The sequence below is a fragment of the Sulfurimonas hongkongensis genome (assembly GCF_000445475.1).
Taxonomy (GTDB): Bacteria; Campylobacterota; Campylobacteria; order Campylobacterales; family Sulfurimonadaceae; genus Sulfurimonas; species Sulfurimonas hongkongensis.
Genome location: NZ_AUPZ01000022.1, coordinates 1 through 20952 on the forward strand (window position 1 = coordinate 1; position 20952 = coordinate 20952).

The following is a 20952-nucleotide window of genomic DNA, read 5'->3' on the forward strand; positions in this document are numbered from 1 at the left end:
TATCACAGTAAACTCCTCTTTATCTATCATACTTTTACTCCAAATATTTATTTGAAATAAATAGTATCTTCTTTAAATAAAGTGGTACATTTTTAATCTGCGTTACTGGTGTATTTTACCTCTGCGTTTGACAGTTAATACTGTAACCATTTTTAGTTACCTGTTTTACTGCCTCTATTCTGAACTCTTCACTATAAACTACTCTTGCCATTTTTAATCCTATTAAATCTCATAATGCTTTAACATTATTTTATCTAATTTACTGAATTAAAGTTTGTCTAGTTTATAGGGGACATTCCAATATAAAGAGCTATCTCATCTCTTATAGACTCTATATCTCCATTTTTGATGGCTATCATCAGTTTTCTAAACAGAGCTATCCCTATAAGGTTAAGTAGTCGTTTAAAATTATAGGTAAACATGATAAGAGCATTTTCGCCAGCTACTTTCTTTTTACTTCGAACTAAAAAGTGATCCCAACCCAAACTCCTCTTGATTTTTCAGGCCATTATAATTTGCTGTTATAATCAAATCTGGATTATCTATAACTTCTTTAGTTTGTAAAGCCATTTTATGAAGCTCTTGTTTATCGCTTCCATGAGATGTAACATCAGTAGCGACAATAAACTTAAATTTATCATCAACACATATTTGAGAGTTGTACGCCATAAGATTATGGGATGGTTTAGTCATTACACTTGCATCTGGGTCAGTACGGTTGTGTTGAGTTTTATTTAAACTCTTTAGGAGTGCTAAGTCAGCTTTAGAGTTTGCTTTTTTTTTAAGAGTTTTTCTAAATTATTAGGTAGGTTTTTAGAGAGTTTATTTGTAGTTGTTTCTTCATCACTATATTCTAAAGTAGTAAGATACTCCTGTGTAGCATCCTCAGCTTTTTTTATATCTTCTTCAATAGTTCGTTTCATGATTAGAGTATTTTTAGAAGCATTAGCTCTAAGAAATGCACCATCAAGTCCTACTATCTCTGAACCAATAAGCCCTATCCCTTTACAAAGAAGTATAAACTCTTTGAATACTTGCTTAAGAGCATTTGGGTTATCTTTCCTAAAATCTGCTATTGTCTTATAGGTTGGTTTGAGTCCTGCTGTTAACCACATCAGTTCTACATTTCTACTATTCTACACAAATCTATTTAGTAGATTTGTTGCACAAACGGTTGTTGACCTAGTCTTTTTCAAGATTACGAGAACTTCTTATCTTATTGAGATAACCATAGATATATCTTTAACAACAATTGTGGTGCATAAGATTTTTGACCACCCATACTTTTAGATGTATCAGTAAAACCTAGTCTTTTTAAATCTAAAGATGAAACATAATCATCTATCGCTCTAACGAAATTATCTTTATCCACATATTCATCAAGACTTGGAGGAAAAAATAGTTGCTGACTACGGTTTAATCCCTCTTTGTATTTCTCACTCATAAGCACCTCTTAAAGTCCGTCCAGTACGAACTATTCTTAGTGTCATTATACTGTTTTATAAGTTTAAATATGGTTAATATTAGGATGCTTATGCTATTATTTTTGTAATTTAAGAGACTGTTGTTTATTTAGTTATTTCACAGTCTCAGTGGAGCCAATAAGTTACCTAGCGGTTACTTATTGGCTCACTAAAGTCGTTAGACTCCACTTGAAGTTTATAAAATTTTGTAGTATAATGTAGATACAAAAGGATACATTATGAAAAAAGCTATAAATATTAGAATGGATGAAGCCCTATTAACTGATTTAGACTCTTATGCTCACGAACTTGAGCGGTCACGTACTTATATTATTGAAAAAGCAGTAAGTACATACTTTGATACACTAGATGAAATGATTTCAGACAAAAGAATAGATGAACTTAAAGCTGGAAAAACCGAAGTTTATTCTCTTGAAGAGGTAGCACAAAGACTTGGATTAAGCTGATGTTTAAAATTATTGTTCCCAAGGCTACTTTCAAAGAGTTAGAAAAAATTGATATAAAAAATCAAAAACTAATTTTTGAAAAAATCAAAGATTTAGAGTCTGGAAACTTCAGGGCAGACAAGACTTTAAAAGGTAAACATAAAGGCAAGTTTAGAAAAAGAGCTGGAAACTATAGGATTGTATATTTAAAAGAAAACGACATCTTAGTTATCACTCTTATTAGAATTGCACACAGGAAAGAAGTTTACTAAAAGTCTAACAAAACCTTACTTAAAAAGAGTCTGCTACAATAAAACCAAATTTGTGGAGTTTAGTTTGAACATTTTTAAAACAAGGATTTAGTTCCAAGCGTTATAATATTGTCAAATGTAAATTTAAAACTAGAAGTTTTAGAAAATGGCTTATTGATAAAACCTGTAAATAATGCAGATAGAAGCTCTTGGAAAGAAAATATTGAAAAAGTTCTCTCTTGTCATAAAGAAGTGAAAGACGGTTGATAAAACAAGACTTGTAAAAAAACTCGGAGATGTTGATGAAGCAACATCAAAAGAAATTTCAAAAATGCTTGTTAATATGTTTGAATTATAATTAAATGGTTAGCTATGGTCAGATTTTTGTGTTTTTTAAACGCAAAGCATTTACTATAACAGAGACTGAACTAAAACTCATTGCAGCTGCAGCAATTACAGGCGATAGTAAAATTCCAAAGTATGGATAAAGCACCCCTGCTGCTATTGGAACACCTGCACTATTGTAAACAAAGGCAAAAAAGAGATTTTGTCTGATATTTTTCATAGTAGCACGACTCAATTTCAGGACTTTTACGATTGAGAGCAAATCGCCTTTTATAAGAGTTATGCCAGCACTCTCTATCGCTACATCAGTTCCTGTACCCATAGCGATGCCAACATCAGCTTGTGCCAAGGCAGGTGCATCGTTTATGCCATCTCCTGCCATTGCTACAACTGCACCTTTTTCTTGTAACTCTTTGACTATTTTTGCTTTGCCATCAGGCATGATGCCAGCGTGAACTTCATCAATGCCGAGTTTTTTAGCAACTGCTTTAGCAGTTGTTTCATTGTCTCCACTTATAACAACAACTCTAATGCCCTCTTTTATAAGCTCTTTTATAGCCTCTGCTGATGTGGTTTTTATAGGATCTTCAATCCCTATAATGGCACAAAATTCACTATCTACAGCCATAAAGATAACACCTTTGCCCTCTTCTCGTAAAGTTTCTGCTTCTTTAATTATGCTTTGTGTAGATACTCCTAAACTCTCTAAGAAGCTCTCACTTCCAAGTGCAACCTTTCTGTTTTGTATCTCGCCCTCGATGCCTTTTCCAGTTATAGAGTTAAAATTTAGAACTTCACTAAGTTCTACATCATTATCTTTAGCATACTCAACTACTGCCTCAGCTAAAGGATGCTCACTTACTCGCTCCAAACTCGCAGCATACTTTAAAATACTTTTCTCATCAAAACCATCTTCTACTAAAAAGCTTGTAACTTTTGGCTTTCCTAGTGTCAAAGTTCCTGTTTTATCAACTATAAGAGTATCAACTCTCTCCATAGTCTCCAGTGTTTTTGCATCTTTTATAAGAATTCCAGAGAGTGCAGCTCTGCCTGTTCCTACCATTATAGAGATAGGAGTAGCCAATCCTAAGGCACATGGGCAGGCGATGATTAAAACCGCTACAGCAGATACAATAGCATAAGCCAAACGAGGCTCTGGTCCAAATAAGAACCAAGCAAAAAATGCCAATATCGCTACTATCACAACCGCTGGAACAAAGTAACTAGATACCGTATCTGCAAGCTGTTGAATAGGTGCTCGTGAGCGTTGAGCTTTTGATACCATCTCTACTATTTGAGAGAGCATTGTATCACTACCAACTTTTTGAGCCTGCATAATTAGAGTGCCATTTTCATTTAAAGTCGCACCTATAAGCTGGTCGCCTTTAGTTTTTGACACTAAAATAGGCTCTCCCGTTATCATAGACTCATCAAGATTACTTTGACCCTCTAAAACTACTCCATCTACAGGGATTTTTTCGCCCGGTTTAATCCTAAGCTTATCTCCAACATGAACCAACTCAAGACCTATATCTTCTTCCCCTCCCTCTGCATCTATGCGATGAGCTTGTTTTGGTGCAAGATTTAGGAGTGTTTTAATCGCACTATTTGTTTTACTTCTAGCCCTTAACTCTAAAACTTGTCCTAGTAAAACCAAAGTCGTAATAACAGCTGCCGCTTCAAAATAGACATGAACCAAACCATCCTCAGTCTGCATTAGAGGCGGAAAGAGACTTGGTAAAAACAGAGCAAAAAGACTATAGATATATGCAGCACTTACACCGATGGCGATAAGCGTAAACATATTTAAGTTCCATGATCTAATGGAGTTGTATCCTCTTACAAAAAAAGGCCAGCCACCCCAAAGAACTACTGGGGTCGCAAGAACAAAAAGAAACCACTGGATGCTTAACATCGAGATAGTGCTAGGCAAAAGCTGTGGTGCTAAATCACTTGTCATTGAAACAATAAAAACAGGAGTAGACAAGACTAAACTAATCCAAAACCTTTTACTCATATAGTCAAGCTCATCTGTGTCTTCATCGGCCTCAACTGTCATAGGCTCTAGTGCCATTCCACACTTAGGACAGTTTCCCGGATGGTCTTGTATAATCTCTGGATGCATAGGACAAGTGTACTTGGTAGAGCTTGAGCTTACCGCTTTGATCTCTCTCTCTAACGCCATTCCACATTTTGGACAAGACCCTGGGGTATTTTGACGAACCTCTGGATGCATAGGACAGGTATAAACATCATCTTGTTTTTTGGAATAATCTACCTGACAACACTCTTTAATCTCTTGGCTCATAACACACCTCCTACTTTATAGCGTCTCTCTTAGCCTTATACTCTTCTTCAGAAATCTCACCCTTTGCATATCTTTGATCAAGAATATCTCTAGCTGATAAATCCTTTTTTTTATTAGCATTCATAAAGTATATCAATGCCCCAATAAAGAGTAATGGTATCAACCAACCTAACCACATTCCAAATCCACTCATTCCATAATCACCCATAATAAACTCCTTTATATGTTTTTATTAACTAAAACCAAAATCTAAGTCCAACTGTAGCATAGACTTCATCTAACGCAGAGTAATCATCTGTATTTGAAAAATTTTTACTCCACTCAACACCTACATATGGTGCGAACTCTCTTACAAACTCATATCTTAATCTGGCACCTAGTTTTAAATTGGACAAGCCGCTTCCAATAGCCATATCCTCGTTATTTTTTGTATATGCAGATAGAGCTATACTTGGAGTAAGTATTAGTTTTTGAGTTATTAAAGCTTCATATTCACTCTCGGCTCTAAATCCAATATTTCCATCATCAGATACTAAAATAACTGCTCTTATTTCAAAAAAGTAAGGAGCAAGTCCTTGAACTCCTATAACACCCCAAGTTTGATCTGAATTCTCGGTTTTATCATAAGCAGCACCTATCTGAACGTCCCAGTATGGAGTTATAGCACGAGAATATACCAATTGGTTCTCACTATTAGCAGATGAAGAATCTTTAGCTTTTTCACCTTCTGAGTAGATATATACTTTATTTATATCATAACCTATATAGGCATAAGTATCCCATGAAACAGATTTTTCATCACTATACTGATACTCTAATTTATCTACCATAACAGTAGCTCTTAATATATCTCCACCGCTACCTGCAAATAGAGATGTGGTAAATCCTAACACTATTATTAATAATAAATTTTTCATAATATTCATCTCCCTTATACCACTACAACTTTTCTAAACATACCTGCCATGTGATAAAGTAAGTGACAGTGATATGCCCAAGAACCTCTAGCATCTACATTTACTCGAAAACTAATTTTTGAACCTGGTTGAGAGATGATAGTATGTTTTTTTGGGAGATGATTATCATCTCCTGTTTCTAAATCGCTCCACATTCCATGTAGATGCATTGGATGATTCATCATCGTATCATTTATGTAAGTTATTCTTAGCCTCTCGCCATATTTAAACTCTAGGGGTGCGGCATCTTTATAGGCTATACCATTAATAGACCACATGTACCTCTCCATGTTTCCCGTTAAACGAAGTATTATCTCCCTATGGGGATACCTATCATGTGTTGTTGGAGTTAGTGACTTTAAGTCGGCATAAGTAAGAACTTTTCTTTTGCTCTGTCTTAATCCCACTCCTGGATCTGAGAGTCTATACTGAGGATTCATAGCTCGCATAGTTGTTTGAACTCCACGCCTCTCTTGTAGAGGAGTTATAGGGATGGCAGGCTTACTCATATCCATCTTAGGTTCGCTTGCAGACATATCCATGCCCGCACCACACTTCATAGCAGCCTCTTTTTTCTTTGGCATCTCTTTCATTGAGGACATATTCATACCCATATCAGCATGTGATAAAATCGGAAGAGGATCCATCTCTGGTATAGTTGCTACAACATTTGCATCGTAAGTTAAAGTTCCAAGAGCGTAACCACTTCTATCAAGACTTTGGGCAAAGATAGAGTAAGCTTTGTTTTCTTCAGGTTCGACTATTACATCATAGGTCTCTGCCACTCCAATTCTAAACTCATCAACCAAGACAGGTTGTACATAGTTTCCATCAGAAGCAACTACGCTCATTTTTAGCCCTGGGATTCGTACATCAAAAAAGGTCATTGCTGAGCTATTTATAAAACGCAGTCTTATTTTTTCTTTGTTTTTAAACAGAGCTTTAAAGTTTGTCGCTGGATTTTGACCATTCATTAGGTAGGTATATGTGTAGCCTGTGACATCAGATAGATCTCTATCAGTCATCGCCATCTCATTCCACATCTTTCTTTGACTAAAAGCTTCTAAAAACCCTAACTCTTTTACTTCGTCAAAAAAATCTCCAACGGTTCTTTGTTTAAAATTGTAATAATCTGCTGATATTTTTAATTTTCTATAGATAGAATCTGGTTTTTCATCTGACCAGTCAGATAAAGAGATGACATACTCTCTATCATATTGGAGTATCTCTTCTTTTGGTTCTATAATTATTGCACCATAGATACCTGTTTGTTCCTGAAACCCTGAGTGTGAGTGGTACCAAAAGGTTCCACTTTGAACTACTGTAAATTTATAGGTAAAGGTAGCACCTGGTTTTATCCCATCAAAACTAATACCAGGAACCCCGTCCATATGAGGAGGCAAAATAATCCCATGCCAATGAATTGATGAGTCTTCAGAAAGATTATTGGTAACATTAATGGTTATCTCATCACCCTCTCTCCATCTAAGAGTGGGGCCGCTTAGCATTGAATTTACTGCCGTTGCAAATGCAGGTTTGCCCGTTATATTAACCTGTATTTTATCGATAGTTAAATGAAATTCACTTCCACTAAGTTCTTCTGTCTCTTTTCTTTGAGATATTTTTGTAGTAGCATTTAAAGTCAATGCCGAAGACGCCATCAAGCTAGTAGCTACTACACCTTTAACAAAAACTCTTCTTGATGGATTTGAAGTTTTATGAGTCATTGTATACTCCTCATTGGTTTTCTTATATAAGATAAATTTATTACTACAAGTGATAATTTAACTTAAATATTTAAAAAATATTCTTACTTTTTAAATATAATTTTATATCATAACTCTTTAAGCACACACCCTCACCTCTGTTGATGCAAGATATAACGAAAAAGTATCGTTTATTTAAACTTCTTAAGTGTATCATTTTATTACAAGTTTGAGGAGATTTAATTGAGCATCTATAGAGAGTATGACATCCGCGGTATATATGAAAAAGAGTTGAATGAGCAAAGCGTTGTTCGCATCGGTTTTGGGCTTGCATCTAAGATAGATGGCAAGTATGTAGCAGTTGGGTATGATGCTAGAAGTCACTCTCCTATGCTCTTTGAGTACCTTGTTCAAGGTCTAAATTCTGGAGGCAAAGTAGTTTTAGATATGGGGCTTGTTCCTACTCCTATAAATTATTTTGCAAATTATCAGGAGTGGGATGGTATCACTCCTAGCGCATCTATCATGATTACAGGTTCTCACAATCCTAGTGAGTATAATGGTTTTAAGATTACAGTAGATAAGGCACCATTTTTTGCAGAGGATATCTACACACTTGGCCGTGAATGTGCTGAGATGCCATTTCCTCCAAAGAGTAAAAGAGAAGTTATAAAGATAGATGCAAAGAGCAGATATATAGACTTTTTAGTAAAAGAGTTTGCGCACTTAGAGGGTATGGATACCAAAACAGTTTATGATTGTGGAAACGGGGTTGCAGGTGTTGCTTTAGTTGACATTTTTGCTCGCTTAAATCTCAATGCAAAAGGTATCTTTGTAGAGCCTGATGGGACATTTCCAAATCATCACCCAGACCCATCAGATGAACATAACTTACAAGATATCAAAAAACTTCTTGCATCTGATGGAGATATCGCCTTTGCTTATGATGGAGATGGCGACCGTATAGCAGTTCTAACTCACAACAACAACATCAAAGGTGACATGTTAGCACTTCTGTACTCCATAAAAATGAAAAACCCTACAGTTGTTGGAGAAGTAAAATGCTCACAAGTTATGTATGATGAACTAGAGCGTCGTGGTGCTAAGGCTGTTATGTATAAAACAGGACACTCAAATATAAAAGTTAAGATGAAAGAGTGTGATGCAGATCTAGCTTGTGAAGTAAGCGGACATATATTTTTCAAAGATCGCTACTTTGGTTATGATGATGCCATCTATGCAACACTTAGAGTGTTAGAGTTGTTGCAAGGTGGTATAGACTTAGATAAAGAGCTTGCTAAACTTCCTCAAACTTTCTCAACTGAGGAGATTAAGATACAAACAACAGAAGAGCAGAAATTTAAAATCATAGACAAAATAAAAGAGCTACTAAAAAGCCCTAAAGCTTCATTTCCTGCTATAAAAGATATCATAGAAGTTGATGGAGTTCGTATAAACTTTACAAATGGTTGGGGACTTGTTCGTGCGAGTAACACAACTCCTGTTCTTGTGACTCGTTTTGAGTCAACTTCAAAAGAGGATGCAAAGCTTTATGAGAGAGCTATAAATGAGCTTATCTTAGAGGCAAAAGAGCTACTTTAATGCTAGCTCTTTTTTTTTCATAATATCAAAATAGTACTCAATAGACTCAACATATCTAACAGGTTCTTCCCCTCTAGCATATCCATATTTTAGATGTTTATAATATTTTTTTTGCGATAAAAGAGGTAAAACTTCTTTGATATCACTCCATAAATATGGATTTTTGTTTAGCTTTCTTGCTAGTTTCTGAGCATCATGAATATGCCCCATACCAACATTATAAGCCGCCAATGCAAAAGCCCATCTACTCTTACCATCTATCTCTTTTGGAAATCTTTGCTCTATATCTAAGAGATATCTAGCCCCAGCATCTATACTCTCTTTTGCACTTAGCCTATTTTTGACTCCTAGTTGCTCGGCTGTTGTTTGGGTTAGCATCATCATCCCACGAACACCAGTATAGCTCTTTGCTTTTGGATTCCAGTGAGACTCTTGATAAGATTGTGCAGCTAAGAGTTGCCAAGGGATGTCATACTCTTTGCCAGCTTTTTTAAAGTACTTTTTATAGTGCGGTAAGCGAGATTTTAGGCGTTTATAAAACATCTTTGTATCATAATGATCAACATATCCTAGATGCGAGTAGTAATGATCTTTTAATTTTGTCATCTGTGATGAGTACTCATAAGTATTTAGCCACTTGTAAAGGCTTTGACTAACTGAGTCATCACCCTCTCTTAAAATCCAAGAAAGATTTTTTCTCTCGCTTAAGACTATAGTTCTAATGAGGTTTGGATAATCTCTTTGACTTATCAAAAATATGTTTGAATCAACAACCGTACAGTCTATCTCTCTATCATTTGTTAGTTTTAAAAGCTCTTGTGATGAGTGCTGGGTTGTTGAGTTAAACTCTACACCTTTTATACTCTGTGAGAGTTTTTGCATAGTAGCTTCATAACTTGTCTCTTTTTCTACAACAATCTCTAACCCCACTAAATCTTTTTTGCTCTTTGGGATGCTTCTTGTTTTATACATTGCGTTGTGGCAGATGAGTTGTTCTTGGACTGTGAAGTATTTTGGACCAAATTTAAACTCATTCTCTATGGCTGGAGTCTTGCTGATGGATGCTACTGTAATGTCTCCTAAGCCCTCTCTCGTCTTCTCTAGAGCCTCATTTACAGTATAGACCACACTAAGGTTTAAGTCAACTCCAATATCCTTTGCATAAGCAGATATCAAATCGTACTCAAAACCATGCTCTTTTTCTCTTCCGACATAGTAAACAGTTGGAGAGTTTAAAATGATAACATCGAGTCTTTTTTTTGCTTTAATCTTCTCAAGAAGAGTAATCTCTTTTGTTTTAGCAAGTTCTAAGTAGAGGTTATTAGCTAGTAAACCAACAACAAAAAAGAGTACTGCTATAAAAAATTTTACTCTGTGTTCTATCATCAACTACCTCTAAAAAAGAACTTATTTTACTAATTTTGCTAGATTCTACTAAAGCATGACTAACTTCAAACTTAAGCAAAATCTTTTTAAAGCATATTTTGTTATACTTCAAGACACAATAAATGACTAAATTTTAAGGAAAAAAATGAAAACTCATACTCTTTTAATGCCACTGGATATGCATCTTCATCTTCGTGATGGAGTTATGCTTGAAAATGTAGCTCCCCTTAGCGCTTATAGCTTTAGCGGTGCTTTGGTTATGCCAAACCTAGTTCCTCCCATCACAACTCTAGAAGAGGTCAAAGCCTATAAAGAGCGAATTATTGCGGCAGTTCCAAATGACTATTTTGAACCATATATGACTCTTTTTTACAAAAACTATGACAAAGCATTTTTAAAAAGTGTAGCAGAAGAGATTATAGCGATTAAGCTCTACCCTGCTGGGATTACAACAAACTCCGAGGGTGGTGTTTCATCATTTGATATAGAGGAGATGCGACCTACTCTTGAAGCTATGAGTGAACTAAATATCCCTCTCTGTGTTCATGGAGAGACTGATGGTTTTGTTATGGATAGAGAAGCGGAGTTTATGAGCATTTATGAGCTTTTAGCCTCTTCTTTCCCTAAGCTTAAAATTATAATGGAACACATCACAACAAAAGCGGCAGTTGATACGCTTGATAAATTTGACAATCTTTATGCAACTATAACTGTTCATCATCTCCTTTTTACGCTTGATGATGTTGTTGGTGGAATGATGATGCCACACAACTTTTGTAAGCCAATAGCAAAACGCCCAGAAGATTTAGATGCACTTCTTAGTGTTGCACTTGAAGCTCATCCTAAAGTTATGTTTGGAAGCGATTCAGCTCCTCATCCACAAGATAAAAAAGAGAGTTGTGGTTGTGCAGCTGGTGTTTTTAGCGCACCAATTGCTCTTCAACTTCTATGCGAAATCTTTGAACAGTACGACCGCCTAGACAATCTTCAAGCCTTTGTAAGTGACAATGCACAAAATATCTATGGTATCTGCCCTGAGTTTAAAGAGGTTATCCTAGAAAAAAGACCATTTGTCATACCAAAAATGTACGCAAATGTTGTGCCAATGTATGCAGAACAAGCGATAAACTGGGCGATAGCAGACATTGAGTAAAATTCTCTTACTAGAAGACGATCTGCTCTTTGGGGAGACTCTTATAGACCTACTAGAAGAAAACGGATACACTATAACTCACGCTCCAAATGGTCAAAGTGCGATAGATGCAAGTTTTGGGGAAAATTTTGAGCTCTACATACTTGATATCAATGTACCACTCATTGATGGCATCCAAGTCTTAAGAGAGCTAAGAGGTGCTGATGATACTACGCCTTGTATATTTTTAACCTCGCATAAAAAAATGCTAAAGAGTGCTTTTATGTCTGGTGCGGATGACTATATAACCAAACCCTTTGATAGTGATGAACTCATACTAAGGATAGAAGCACTTTTAAAAAGGACAAGTTCAAAGAGTGTTGAATGCATTGGACTACTTTGCCATGATGAAGTGCATAAAAGAATCTTGTATGATAAAAAAGAGCTAGACCTCTCTAAAAAAGAGTATGCACTCCTTCTGCTTTTGATGAAACATGCAAACAACACAGTACCAAAGGAGCTTATTAGCGATGAGTTATGGAGTGCGTCAAAAGGTGCAAGTGATGGAGCTATACGAGTCTATATAAACCGTATAAAACACCTACTGCCACAGATGAGTATAGAAAATATAAGAGGGGTTGGATACAGACTTGTTTCGTAATCTTCGCATCACTATTTTTGTTTTTTACTTCTTAAGTGTCAGTGCATTTTTGGCAACTCTTCACTATCTCTTAGCGGTAGTAGAGGTACAAAATGTTTTTTTACTAGCCGTAGTTATGACATGTTTTAGTGCCTTAGGTGCTGTTTTTATGTCAAAACTCTCTATAGATCCTCTAGAAGAACATGTATCAAACTTGCAAAACCTATCTAAAGAGACACTTCATGAGCTAAACTTACCCATAAGCACCATCATGACAAACCTTAATATGCTTAAAAAAAAGACTACAGATGAGAAAGACTTAAAAAGACTTAAGAGGATAGATACTGCTTGCGCTATGCTTCAAGAGAGGTATAACGAGCTTGACTATATGATAAAAAAACAGACTCTTCATGAGATCAAGGAGGAGTTTATGCTAGATGAACTTCTACTTTTGAGAGTTGATTTTTTAAAGCATATCTACCCTAACATGGAGTTTAACTTAAACTTAGAAAAAACTAAAATCATAAGTGATAAGACGGGCTTAGCAAAAATCATTGACAACATAATAGATAATGCAGTAAAATACTCGCCAAACAGCAACAGATGCGATATAAGACTAAACGATCACTCACTCCACATAGAAGACTTTGGTTGTGGAATGGATGAAGTTGAACTTATACGAATATATGACACCTATTACCAATCAAATGATACTATGAGAGGCTTTGGTATAGGTCTTAGCATGGTAAAGAGATTTTGTGACTCTCAAAACATTCAACTAAACATAAAGTCCAAACTTGGGTTTGGGACAACTGTACTATTAAAATTTAAGGAAAATTAATGCAAGATAACTTTTTGGCTTATGCAGAAGATGCACTAGATTATGGTGTTATGGGGGTTTTAATCCTTATGAGCATCGTAACTCTATGGCTTTTTATAGAGAGAATGATGTTTTATAATAGCATTCGACTTGATGATTACAAAAACAGAGATCATCTAGAGATGGATCTAACAAATAACATTAGCATTATTAGTGCTATTGGTTCAAATGCCCCTTATGTTGGACTTTTAGGAACTGTTCTTGGTATTATGATAACCTTTTATGCTATGGGTGATGCGGGTGCAGTAGATGCCAAAAAGATTATGATAGGTTTAGCTTTAGCTCTAAAGGCAACTGCAATGGGACTTATAGTTGCAATGCCTGCTATTGTAGCTTACACAATAGTACTTCGTAAAGTTGAGAAGATTTTAGCCGCTTATGACATAGTAAACGAAGAAAAAGTAGACTAAGATGGCAAAGTATAAAAAAGAACCAAAAAGATTTGATCAGATAAATGTTATACCTTTTATTGACATCATGCTTGTTCTTTTGGTTATGGTTTTAACTACAGCTACTTTTATAAAGCAAGGCGTCATCCCCGTAGAGCTACCTGAGGCAAAAGCGAGTAAAAAAGAAGAGCTTAAAAAAGAGATTAATGTTTATGTAAATTCTAAAGGCGAGATGTTTTTAGACAAAGAAAAACTTGATGCATCTCAGCTAAAAAAAAGACTCTCACAAATCTCAAAAGATCAGACCGTTGTTCTTAGGAGCGACAAAGAGTCAAGATTTCAAGACTTTGTAACTGTTATGGATATACTAAAGAGCTTAAATCACGAACAACTCTACATCATCACAAAAGAGTAATTTAGTAGGCTTTGTCTAAGAGTTTTATACCTGAGCCAAAGCTTCTGTTTTGCTCTTGTTTTATAACTCTTAACTCTTTTTTGGAACCCTTCATATCTGAGACAAACTCTTTTTTCTCTACCCTTACATCTTCTATAAAGATTGAACTTGCTATAAAAAAAAGAACCATAATCGCAACCACACTTATATATAGTAAAACGTAGTTTTTAATGTGGCCAGATTCAAATGGGTTTTTCATAAATACTCTTTATCTTTTTTTAGTAATAAATTATATAGTAAATAAGATAATTTAGACTCTTTTTATGTTAATATCTCTTAAAATTGATTTGAGGAGCGTAGATGCAAACTACAATGTTTAAAGGTACTACTGTAAAACTAGTTGGCGATGAGCTAAATGTTGGAGATAAAGCCCCAGTTGCTACTGCCACGGGTGTTGATTTGAACGATGTAGAAGTAGGCGGTGCAAAAGACAGGATTCAACTCATCATTACAGTTCCTTCGCTTGACACTGCTACTTGTGCGGCTGAGACAAGAAAGTTTAACGAGGATGTAAACAACCTTGATATCTGTGAGACAACTGTAATCTCTATGGATCTACCTTTTGCAGCAGATAGATTTTGCTCAACTGAGGGCATAGAAAACCTAAGCGTAGCATCTGACTACATCAACAAAGATGTGAGCCGTGCGTATGGCGTTTTGATGGATGATGGCAAACTAAAAGGACTTAGTGCAAGGGCTGTTTTTGTAGTAGATAGAAGCGGAACTATAGTCTATAAAGAGATAGTGCCAGAAGTAACAGCTGAGCCAAACTACGAAGCGGCACTTGATGCTATAAAGGGAGCAAGATAGATAAATCTACACCTTTATGGTGTGGATTTAAACTTATCTAACTCTTTAGCTTTTTAACAGCGGCATATGCTTCATTTAACTCTTGAGTCTTAACCTCTGCAAACTTCAACATATCTTCGGGCAACCCCTTACTAGCGATAGAGTCATAGTGATACTCTTTAATGAGCCTTCTATAGTTCTTTTTTATAGTTTCAAGAGAGTCGTCTTTAGAAGACTCCAGTGTTTCATAGTATCTATCACCATTGCTAAATGATGATTGTCTATTTCTATAGTTATCGTGGGCATAATCTTGTTTTTGATACTTGTAGTTACTGTAGTATCTGTAATTTTTTCCATTAATAGTAAGCAATCCAAGAACTAAGAAAAAGTTAAAAGGAAAAAAGAGTATCCGTGGTGCAAATATTAGAAGCAACACCCCAATAATAATACTTCCAAAACATATACCCAACCACATAATCTCTAAAAATACACCAAAAGCAATAAGAGCAAACCCAAAAATCTTTTTCATTAAGCTAAAAACATCCACTGTGAAGAGATTACTATAAGAAATCCTAAGACAATGACGAGCTTATGGAAGTGAAACTCCATAAACGTACTCTTTTTCTTTTTTGTGAATTTTTTGTATATATTTGATAAAACTCCAAGGGCAATAATAAGTGCTAGAGCTATTTTAAACATCAAGATTTTTTGTAAATCTGTCTCAAAAACACCTGCATTAGAGTTTATATACTTTGACATCATAATGCCACCTGTAAGGATTAAAAACAGAAGTGTTAAGGGAAAAATTTTAAAACTTCTTTTACCTAGTTCTTGGTTGATTTTTTGTTCATCTTCTTTTGAAAACTTAGATTTAAGTGCTGAGATGACTGCTAAGTCGGTAAATACATAACCTAAAAATATAATAGCAAGTATGAGATGTATGATGTGTGCGTATGGATAAATGGCTTCCATGATTTCTCCTATGAATATTTTTTAAGATTATACTCAAAGAGTATGAATTAAAACTTTATGAACACAAGATAGATTAATAAAGAAGATACTATGATTAAAGTCTACTTTATGTGGAGGCTCTAAGATGTCAAAAAAAATATTTAAGTATGTTTTTATCGCTACTTTTGCTATTTTACTTATCGTTTTTATCTCTTTATTTAAGCCTGCAACTAGCTTTTTTATAGAGAGATACACCTCAAACCTACTTGAGCAAAAAGTAAAAATAAACTCTCTAAATCTTACAGACTTTAGTGTAGAAGCCTATATACAAGACCCACAAAACAAGATAGAAGCAAAGCTTATAACTCTCTCGCCTCTAAAGATAGAAGCCACATTTGATGGAGATATAGGTGCTTTTAAAAAGTATCATAGTCTAAGAGGAGATGTCGGAGCTAGAGCCATTATAAGCTATGATGAAAAAATTATAGTAGATGCAAAAGGTACTCTCTATGATGCCAAGATAGATGTAAAAGTAGAGGAGCTTGGCGATAACTGGCTTATTGGAGTTAATGCAAAGGCTCTAAATATAGATGAGTTAAAAAAACAAAACTCTTTAGACTTTGGACTTGTTGGGGTTGTGGATTTTATGCTGAGCAAACAAAACAAAGACTTCACTTTAAGTAGTTCTTTAAAGAGTCCAAAACTGGGTACTCTAGAGCTAGATGCAAAGGGTAAATTTGAAGATAAATCGATAAGTACATCCTGCTCACTCGCCTTAGGAGATAAAAGAGTGCATCTCAAGAAGCTCTTATTTGATTTAAATAATGATCAAATCTCTGTCTCTACAAAAGAGTTCGGAGGCGAATTAAACTTCGTTTTAAAAGATGAAAAACTCAGCTTAGATGCAAAGACTCTGCACATAGAAAAACTTTTAGAATTTATGAACTACAAAGATATTGCAAGTGGCGTTATAGATATAGATGGAGAGTTTGATACTAAGAGTAAAAAGGGTAATATATTTTTAACTTCACCTAAAATCTTAGGCTTTGGGCAAGAGATAAAAAATATAAAATTTAGCATCCCAGCTTTACAATTTTTAGAAGAAAAACTAAGTTTTGCATATACCCTTGATGCCAATATTTTAGAAAGAACTTTTAATTTTGAAGGAGACCTCTCTTACAAAGAGACTCTTCACATAGTTGCCTCAAGTAGTGAGTTTAAATCCAAAAGTAGTTTTGAGCTAAATGACAAAGAGATAAAAGTAAGTGTAAAACAGCTAGATATAAAAGAGCTTTTAGATTTTTTTGAAGTAAAGCCCTTTGCTTTAGGAGTTATAGACTTAGATGCAAAAGGAGATTTTGAGAAATTTATCTTCCATCTTAACTCAGATGCGAAAGTTAGTGGACTTGGTACAAAAGTGAGTGCGGATGGTTTTTTTATAACAGATACAAAAGAGTTAAACTCAAAGTTTAAACTCTACACAAAGCTTGGCAAAGAAGAAGTGAAGGTAAAAGGCACCGCTTCTTATAAACAAGAGTTCAAAATAGTTGCGAGTAGTTCTAATTTTGGAGCAAATAGCAACTTATTATTAAAGCCTGACAAATTCGAGTTTTATACAAAAAATCTTGATTTGCAAAAGCTCTCTAAAGCTTTTGATGAACCAAATTTTCCCTTTGGTAAGATAGATTTTTTAGCGAGTGAAGATTTTGAAAATATAGCTTTAAATATTCGCTCAAAAGAGTTAAGACGAAACACGAATCCAGAAAATATAAGTGACTATATATCTTTTGATTTAAGCGGGACATATAAAGATAACACACTAAGTATAAAAGATAAAATCAACCTGCACCATAAAAGAAAAAAACTTCCTCTAAATATAGATGCAACTATCTCTTTGGCAGCTCCATATAATTCAAAAGGCTCTTTAGTTTATAAAAAAGACAAGATTATAGTTGAGTCTTTTTCTTTTAAAGATAAGCAGATTAAGACTGATTTTGAAGTGGATATCTGTGAACTTTCTCTATATAAAGCAGCTTTTGGCAGACCTTTGTATGGTCCTCTTCGCATAGTAGCATCACACAGTGATATGTTACATATAAAAACTAAAAGCTTTGGCGGAGAACTAAATGCGTCACTTGATAAAAACCATATTTGGATAGACATTAACAGCGTTGGAGCCAAAAAAGTAGCGTATCTTTTTGATAAAGACTCATCTATAGAGAGTGGAATCATAGATGGAGTAGCTAACTATAATATAAAAGAAAAAAAAGCCGATACAGAGATAGTTATAAGAGATGTAACTATAAGTGGCATAGATATTGACAAAAAACTTCAAGATATTGATGACTTACTTGGTCTAAATATTATCAATATATCAAAGTCCATCTTCTTGCACTATTACGATGGTCAAACACAAGAGACAAAGATTTCTCAACTGCAACTAGACCTATCTCTAAAAGATAACAATATAAAGCTCGATGATTTAGCATTAAAGACACAAAAGTTTTTAATAGTAATCCAAGGAGATTTAGAAGATAATGGCGATATAAAAAAACTTGATGTAAGCATAGTAGATAAAAATGGATGTGCTATCGTTACTCAAGCCTTAAGTGGAAATATTAGAGAGCCAAAGATAGCCAATACCACTTCAACTCTTGTTAACATAGTTAAAAGTGTCCCAACATCTATCTTAGACACTGCAAATAAAATAGTTGATTTTGGAGCGAGTTCTGTGGACGGTATAGCATCTTTTGGATTTAATCAGATCTTTAGAGGTGATACAAATATCTCTATAACTTCTGACTTAATCTCTCAAAGTCGCTCTATTATAAAATTTGGTTCTGATATGATTATGCCTAGTGGTTGTAAAGTTATCTACTCTGGCAAAGTCATTCACCCAGCAAACTCTAAAAAGGATGAAAAATGAAAAAAGATTTCAAAGCACTAAATATAAAATGTAACGGCTGTGCAAACACCGTAAAAGAGTCTCTAAAGGAGGATTTTGGAGAGGTCGAAGTTGACTTAAACCAAGAGCCTAGGGTTGTAAGTGTTGAGATAAAAGATGAGGAGCATGAGCAACTATTTCGCAAAAAAATGAGAAAACTAGGTTATCCTTTAGACGATGAAGAACTTGGAACTTTTGAGTCAACTGGACTTAAAGCAAAGAGCTTTGTATCTTGTGCTGTAGGAAAAATGAATCAATAATTCTAGTCTCATCCAAATCATTTAGTATTTGGATGAGACTAGATACAAATGGCATAAACGAGACCTAAACCCTAACAAACAGGGACTAAGGTTTGTCTATCATATAACCCATTCCCCTAACATTTATGATAAAGTCTTCTTTTAGATTTTTTTTGAGCCTGTTTATCTCAGCTCTTATGGTTGCATTGTCCACAAGCTGTTCACTCCATACATAAGTTTGAAACTGCTCAAAGTCAACCACCATTCCTCTGTTTCTTGCAAGCAGATCTATCATTTGTGACTGCTTTTTTGTAAGAATCTGTGGTTCATCATTAAACAAAAGAAGACTGTGCTCTTGGTCATAACTATAATTTTTAGAGATTCTAAGATGCACCCTTGGTCTCTGGCTTTCAAGTTTTACACGGTTGATGCGAAGTGCCAACTCTTTTAAGTGAAATGGTTTTTTTAAGTAATCATGACATCCTAAATTATAAGCACGAGAGATATCTTCTATATCTACCAAGGCACTTATATAGATAACACTCACATATATCTTTAACTCATGCAACTCTTCTAAAAAAGAGAGTCCATCTATGCCGGGTACATTTATATCTAAAATGAGCAAATCATAAGAACTTTTTTTTATAGCATCAAAGGCTTCGCTTCCATTAGCAAAAGGCTCTACTTTGTGCCCATCAGACTCTAAATACTCACATATAGACTCGTTTAACATAAGCTCATCTTCAAGTAGTAAAATCTTCATCAATCGCCCATCATTTTAAATATATACTTAAAAACAGTCTCATTAGCATCTGAAGAGACTGAGATTTTCACATCTTCTTCTTCGCAAATACTTCTAACAAGCCCTAGCCCTATTCCAAAGCCATCAGCCTTTTCTTCTTCTCTATAGTACTCATGAAAAACCTTTTGTGTATCTTTTATAGTTTTTGCTTTTGAACCCATTGCAAACTCTATATTTGCACCGATTTGTATAAGTGTTACTGTTATGACTTCTTTTGGAAGTGTGTATTTAATGGCGTTTGTTATAGTGTTGTCTACTATCCTTTGAAGCTTTGTCTCATTGAAATATATATGCATCTCGCTTGCTTCAATCTTGTTGTTAAAACTCACTTTTGACTGCTGGGCTACTTCTGTAAAAAAGTCTATTCTACTATTTATATAGTTTGCAAAGTTTATAACTCTTTTTGGATACTCAACTTGATCTTTTTTTACCAAATAGCTCAAATCATCATAGATACTAAAGATATTTTTAACAGCAGCTTCTATCTTAGAGAGCTGCCTATCTCGCGGATTTTTCATCAGATATAACTCAATGGACATTAGTATAACACTAAGAGGTGTGTTTGTTTCATGAACTGTATATCTTAAAAACTCTCTTTGCGATACTAATAAATCTTGTGAAAATTTTTTCTCTTTTTCTAAGTTTTTGTTGATGGATTCAAGCTTTGTCATCTTCATCCGAACTCTCTCTTCTAGTCCTTCATTTAGCTCTTGGAGTGAGTTTCTTTGCTCTTTTATCTTAGCCACCATCTCGTTTGCGTATCCGACCATTACCTTAAAGTCTTGAAAAAATATACTATTTGGATCTATCATTTTGTCACTATATGTATTTTGTTCAAAAAATTCCAAAAATCTCTTTGTATCACGATGGAGAAGTTTGTTAAAAAGATTGTGAAAACCTAAAAAAATAGCAAAAAGTATAAACGAGAGAGTAACTATGGCTAGTGCGGTTTTAATCAAAAGAGATTTCAATCTTTGATGTTTTTGTGCTAAAACTTCACTCTCTGAAAGTGACTCTATACTAGTAACATAACTCTGCTCTAGTGCCTTTTCATAATCTTCATACATCTCTTCAACTAAAAGACCCACAAAAATCATTGTAAAGAGAAATATAACGCTAACCGTAATAATATCGGCTTGCTTAATAGTTATGGTTTTAAAAAATGAGCTTATCTTCATGCTCAGCATTATACACTAAGTGCTAAACTAAACTATGAACTTTCAAATACTCTAAGATTAAGTCATTATAATTTCAAAAACAAATAAGGAT

Annotated in this window: 25 protein-coding genes; 11 read left to right on the top strand and 14 right to left on the bottom strand. The window is 34.7% G+C overall.

The window, feature by feature from the left end; all coding sequences use genetic code 11:
- Nucleotides 1–278 precede the first annotated feature (278 nt).
- The 4 genes from M947_RS22890 to M947_RS0112170 form a co-directional block, all read right to left on the bottom strand.
- A complete protein-coding gene (locus M947_RS22890; RefSeq protein WP_156022398.1) occupies nucleotides 279–422 on the bottom strand; it encodes a hypothetical protein in 144 nt (47 codons plus the stop codon).
- 31 nt (nucleotides 423–453) lie between these two features.
- On the bottom strand, nucleotides 454–693 hold the full coding sequence (locus tag M947_RS22895) for a hypothetical protein (RefSeq protein ID WP_021288514.1): 240 nt from the start codon (nucleotides 691–693) through the stop codon (nucleotides 454–456).
- Between the two features lie 59 nt (nucleotides 694–752).
- Nucleotides 753–1115: a transposase gene (locus tag M947_RS22900; RefSeq protein WP_021288515.1), complete on the bottom strand. Its 363-nt coding sequence runs from the start codon at nucleotides 1113–1115 to the stop codon at nucleotides 753–755.
- 101 nt (nucleotides 1116–1216) lie between these two features.
- The gene (locus M947_RS0112170) at nucleotides 1217–1444 is read right to left on the bottom strand and encodes a hypothetical protein (RefSeq protein WP_031348200.1); all 228 of its coding nucleotides are present in this window, start codon (nucleotides 1442–1444) and stop codon (nucleotides 1217–1219) included.
- A 258-nt stretch (nucleotides 1445–1702) separates the two neighbouring features.
- On the opposite strand from M947_RS0112170, the gene M947_RS22905 reads away from it, so the two are divergent.
- Both M947_RS22905 and M947_RS22910 read left to right on the top strand, forming a co-directional pair.
- Nucleotides 1703–1930 carry a CopG family transcriptional regulator gene (locus M947_RS22905; protein ID WP_021288516.1) on the top strand — a complete coding sequence of 76 codons (228 nt, stop codon included), beginning with the start codon at nucleotides 1703–1705 and terminating at the stop codon, nucleotides 1928–1930.
- Entirely contained in the window at nucleotides 1930–2181 is a 252-nt protein-coding gene (locus M947_RS22910; RefSeq protein ID WP_021288517.1) for a type II toxin-antitoxin system RelE family toxin, read from the top strand. The genes M947_RS22905 and M947_RS22910 overlap by 1 nt, the downstream gene beginning before the upstream one ends.
- A 355-nt stretch (nucleotides 2182–2536) precedes the next feature.
- Here the strand turns inward: M947_RS22910 and M947_RS22915 are convergent, their stop codons facing one another.
- Genes M947_RS22915 through M947_RS22930 form a run of 4 tightly spaced genes read right to left on the bottom strand, consistent with a single transcriptional unit; the run spans nucleotide 2537 to nucleotide 7496 of the window.
- Nucleotides 2537–4813, bottom strand: a complete 2277-nt coding sequence (locus tag M947_RS22915) for a copper-transporting P-type ATPase (RefSeq protein WP_021288519.1) — start codon at nucleotides 4811–4813, stop codon at nucleotides 2537–2539.
- Between the two features lie 10 nt (nucleotides 4814–4823).
- A complete protein-coding gene (locus M947_RS22920; RefSeq protein WP_021288520.1) occupies nucleotides 4824–5021 on the bottom strand; it encodes an SHOCT domain-containing protein in 198 nt (65 codons plus the stop codon).
- Nucleotides 5022–5049: 28 nt separating this feature from the next.
- Nucleotides 5050–5730, bottom strand: coding sequence for a copper resistance protein B (locus M947_RS22925; protein ID WP_021288521.1), 681 nt, complete (start codon nucleotides 5728–5730; stop codon nucleotides 5050–5052).
- Between the two features lie 14 nt (nucleotides 5731–5744).
- Nucleotides 5745–7496, bottom strand: coding sequence for a copper resistance system multicopper oxidase (locus M947_RS22930; RefSeq protein ID WP_021288522.1), 1752 nt, complete (start codon nucleotides 7494–7496; stop codon nucleotides 5745–5747).
- A gap of 222 nt (nucleotides 7497–7718) precedes the next feature.
- Between M947_RS22930 and M947_RS22935 the strand changes: the two genes are divergently transcribed.
- Complete coding sequence (locus tag M947_RS22935; protein ID WP_021288523.1) at nucleotides 7719–9077, top strand: phosphomannomutase/phosphoglucomutase; 1359 nt, start codon at nucleotides 7719–7721, stop codon at nucleotides 9075–9077.
- Here the strand turns inward: M947_RS22935 and mltF are convergent.
- A complete protein-coding gene (mltF, locus tag M947_RS22940; RefSeq protein ID WP_021288524.1) occupies nucleotides 9069–10463 on the bottom strand; it encodes a membrane-bound lytic murein transglycosylase MltF in 1395 nt (464 codons plus the stop codon). The genes M947_RS22935 and mltF overlap by 9 nt on opposite strands.
- Before the next feature lie 145 nt (nucleotides 10464–10608).
- Here mltF and pyrC point away from each other — a divergent pair, with 145 nt between their 5' ends.
- The 5 genes from pyrC to M947_RS22965 are packed head-to-tail and all read left to right on the top strand — an operon-like array spanning nucleotide 10609 to nucleotide 13919.
- Nucleotides 10609–11616, top strand: a complete 1008-nt coding sequence (gene pyrC / locus M947_RS22945; RefSeq protein ID WP_021288525.1) for a dihydroorotase — start codon at nucleotides 10609–10611, stop codon at nucleotides 11614–11616.
- A complete protein-coding gene (locus M947_RS22950; RefSeq protein WP_021288526.1) occupies nucleotides 11609–12256 on the top strand; it encodes a response regulator transcription factor in 648 nt (215 codons plus the stop codon). Before pyrC ends, M947_RS22950 begins: the two co-directional genes overlap by 8 nt.
- On the top strand, nucleotides 12246–13076 hold the full coding sequence (locus M947_RS22955) for a sensor histidine kinase (protein ID WP_021288527.1): 831 nt from the start codon (nucleotides 12246–12248) through the stop codon (nucleotides 13074–13076). Before M947_RS22950 ends, M947_RS22955 begins: the two co-directional genes overlap by 11 nt.
- Nucleotides 13076–13525, top strand: a complete 450-nt coding sequence (exbB, locus tag M947_RS22960) for a TonB-system energizer ExbB (RefSeq protein ID WP_021288528.1) — start codon at nucleotides 13076–13078, stop codon at nucleotides 13523–13525. Before M947_RS22955 ends, exbB begins: the two co-directional genes overlap by 1 nt.
- 1 nt (nucleotide 13526) lies before the next feature.
- Nucleotides 13527–13919 (top strand): ExbD/TolR family protein, encoded by a 393-nt coding sequence (locus M947_RS22965; RefSeq protein WP_021288529.1) that lies wholly within the window; start codon nucleotides 13527–13529, stop codon nucleotides 13917–13919.
- Between the two features lies 1 nt (nucleotide 13920).
- Here M947_RS22965 and M947_RS22970 read toward each other — a convergent pair whose 3' ends face one another.
- Nucleotides 13921–14157 carry a hypothetical protein gene (locus M947_RS22970; RefSeq protein ID WP_021288530.1) on the bottom strand — a complete coding sequence of 79 codons (237 nt, stop codon included), beginning with the start codon at nucleotides 14155–14157 and terminating at the stop codon, nucleotides 13921–13923.
- Between the two features lie 101 nt (nucleotides 14158–14258).
- Here M947_RS22970 and tpx point away from each other — a divergent pair, with 101 nt between their 5' ends.
- Nucleotides 14259–14768 (top strand): thiol peroxidase, encoded by a 510-nt coding sequence (gene tpx / locus M947_RS22975; RefSeq protein ID WP_021288531.1) that lies wholly within the window; start codon nucleotides 14259–14261, stop codon nucleotides 14766–14768.
- A gap of 37 nt (nucleotides 14769–14805) precedes the next feature.
- On the opposite strand, the gene M947_RS22980 is transcribed toward tpx, so the two are convergent.
- Nucleotides 14806–15276, bottom strand: coding sequence for a J domain-containing protein (locus M947_RS22980; RefSeq protein ID WP_031348205.1), 471 nt, complete (start codon nucleotides 15274–15276; stop codon nucleotides 14806–14808).
- On the bottom strand, nucleotides 15276–15719 hold the full coding sequence (locus M947_RS22985; RefSeq protein WP_021288533.1) for a membrane protein: 444 nt from the start codon (nucleotides 15717–15719) through the stop codon (nucleotides 15276–15278). The genes M947_RS22980 and M947_RS22985 overlap by 1 nt, the downstream gene beginning before the upstream one ends.
- 124 nt (nucleotides 15720–15843) lie before the next feature.
- Here M947_RS22985 and M947_RS22990 point away from each other — a divergent pair, with 124 nt between their 5' ends.
- Both M947_RS22990 and M947_RS22995 read left to right on the top strand, forming a co-directional pair.
- Nucleotides 15844–18624, top strand: a complete 2781-nt coding sequence (locus tag M947_RS22990; protein WP_021288534.1) for a hypothetical protein — start codon at nucleotides 15844–15846, stop codon at nucleotides 18622–18624.
- Nucleotides 18621–18902 carry a heavy-metal-associated domain-containing protein gene (locus M947_RS22995; protein ID WP_021288535.1) on the top strand — a complete coding sequence of 94 codons (282 nt, stop codon included), beginning with the start codon at nucleotides 18621–18623 and terminating at the stop codon, nucleotides 18900–18902. The genes M947_RS22990 and M947_RS22995 overlap by 4 nt, the downstream gene beginning before the upstream one ends.
- 85 nt (nucleotides 18903–18987) lie before the next feature.
- Here M947_RS22995 and M947_RS23000 read toward each other — a convergent pair whose 3' ends face one another.
- Nucleotides 18988–19644, bottom strand: a complete 657-nt coding sequence (locus M947_RS23000; protein ID WP_021288536.1) for a response regulator transcription factor — start codon at nucleotides 19642–19644, stop codon at nucleotides 18988–18990.
- Nucleotides 19644–20861 (bottom strand): sensor histidine kinase, encoded by a 1218-nt coding sequence (locus tag M947_RS23005; RefSeq protein WP_021288537.1) that lies wholly within the window; start codon nucleotides 20859–20861, stop codon nucleotides 19644–19646. The genes M947_RS23000 and M947_RS23005 overlap by 1 nt, the downstream gene beginning before the upstream one ends.
- Nucleotides 20862–20952 lie beyond the last annotated feature (91 nt).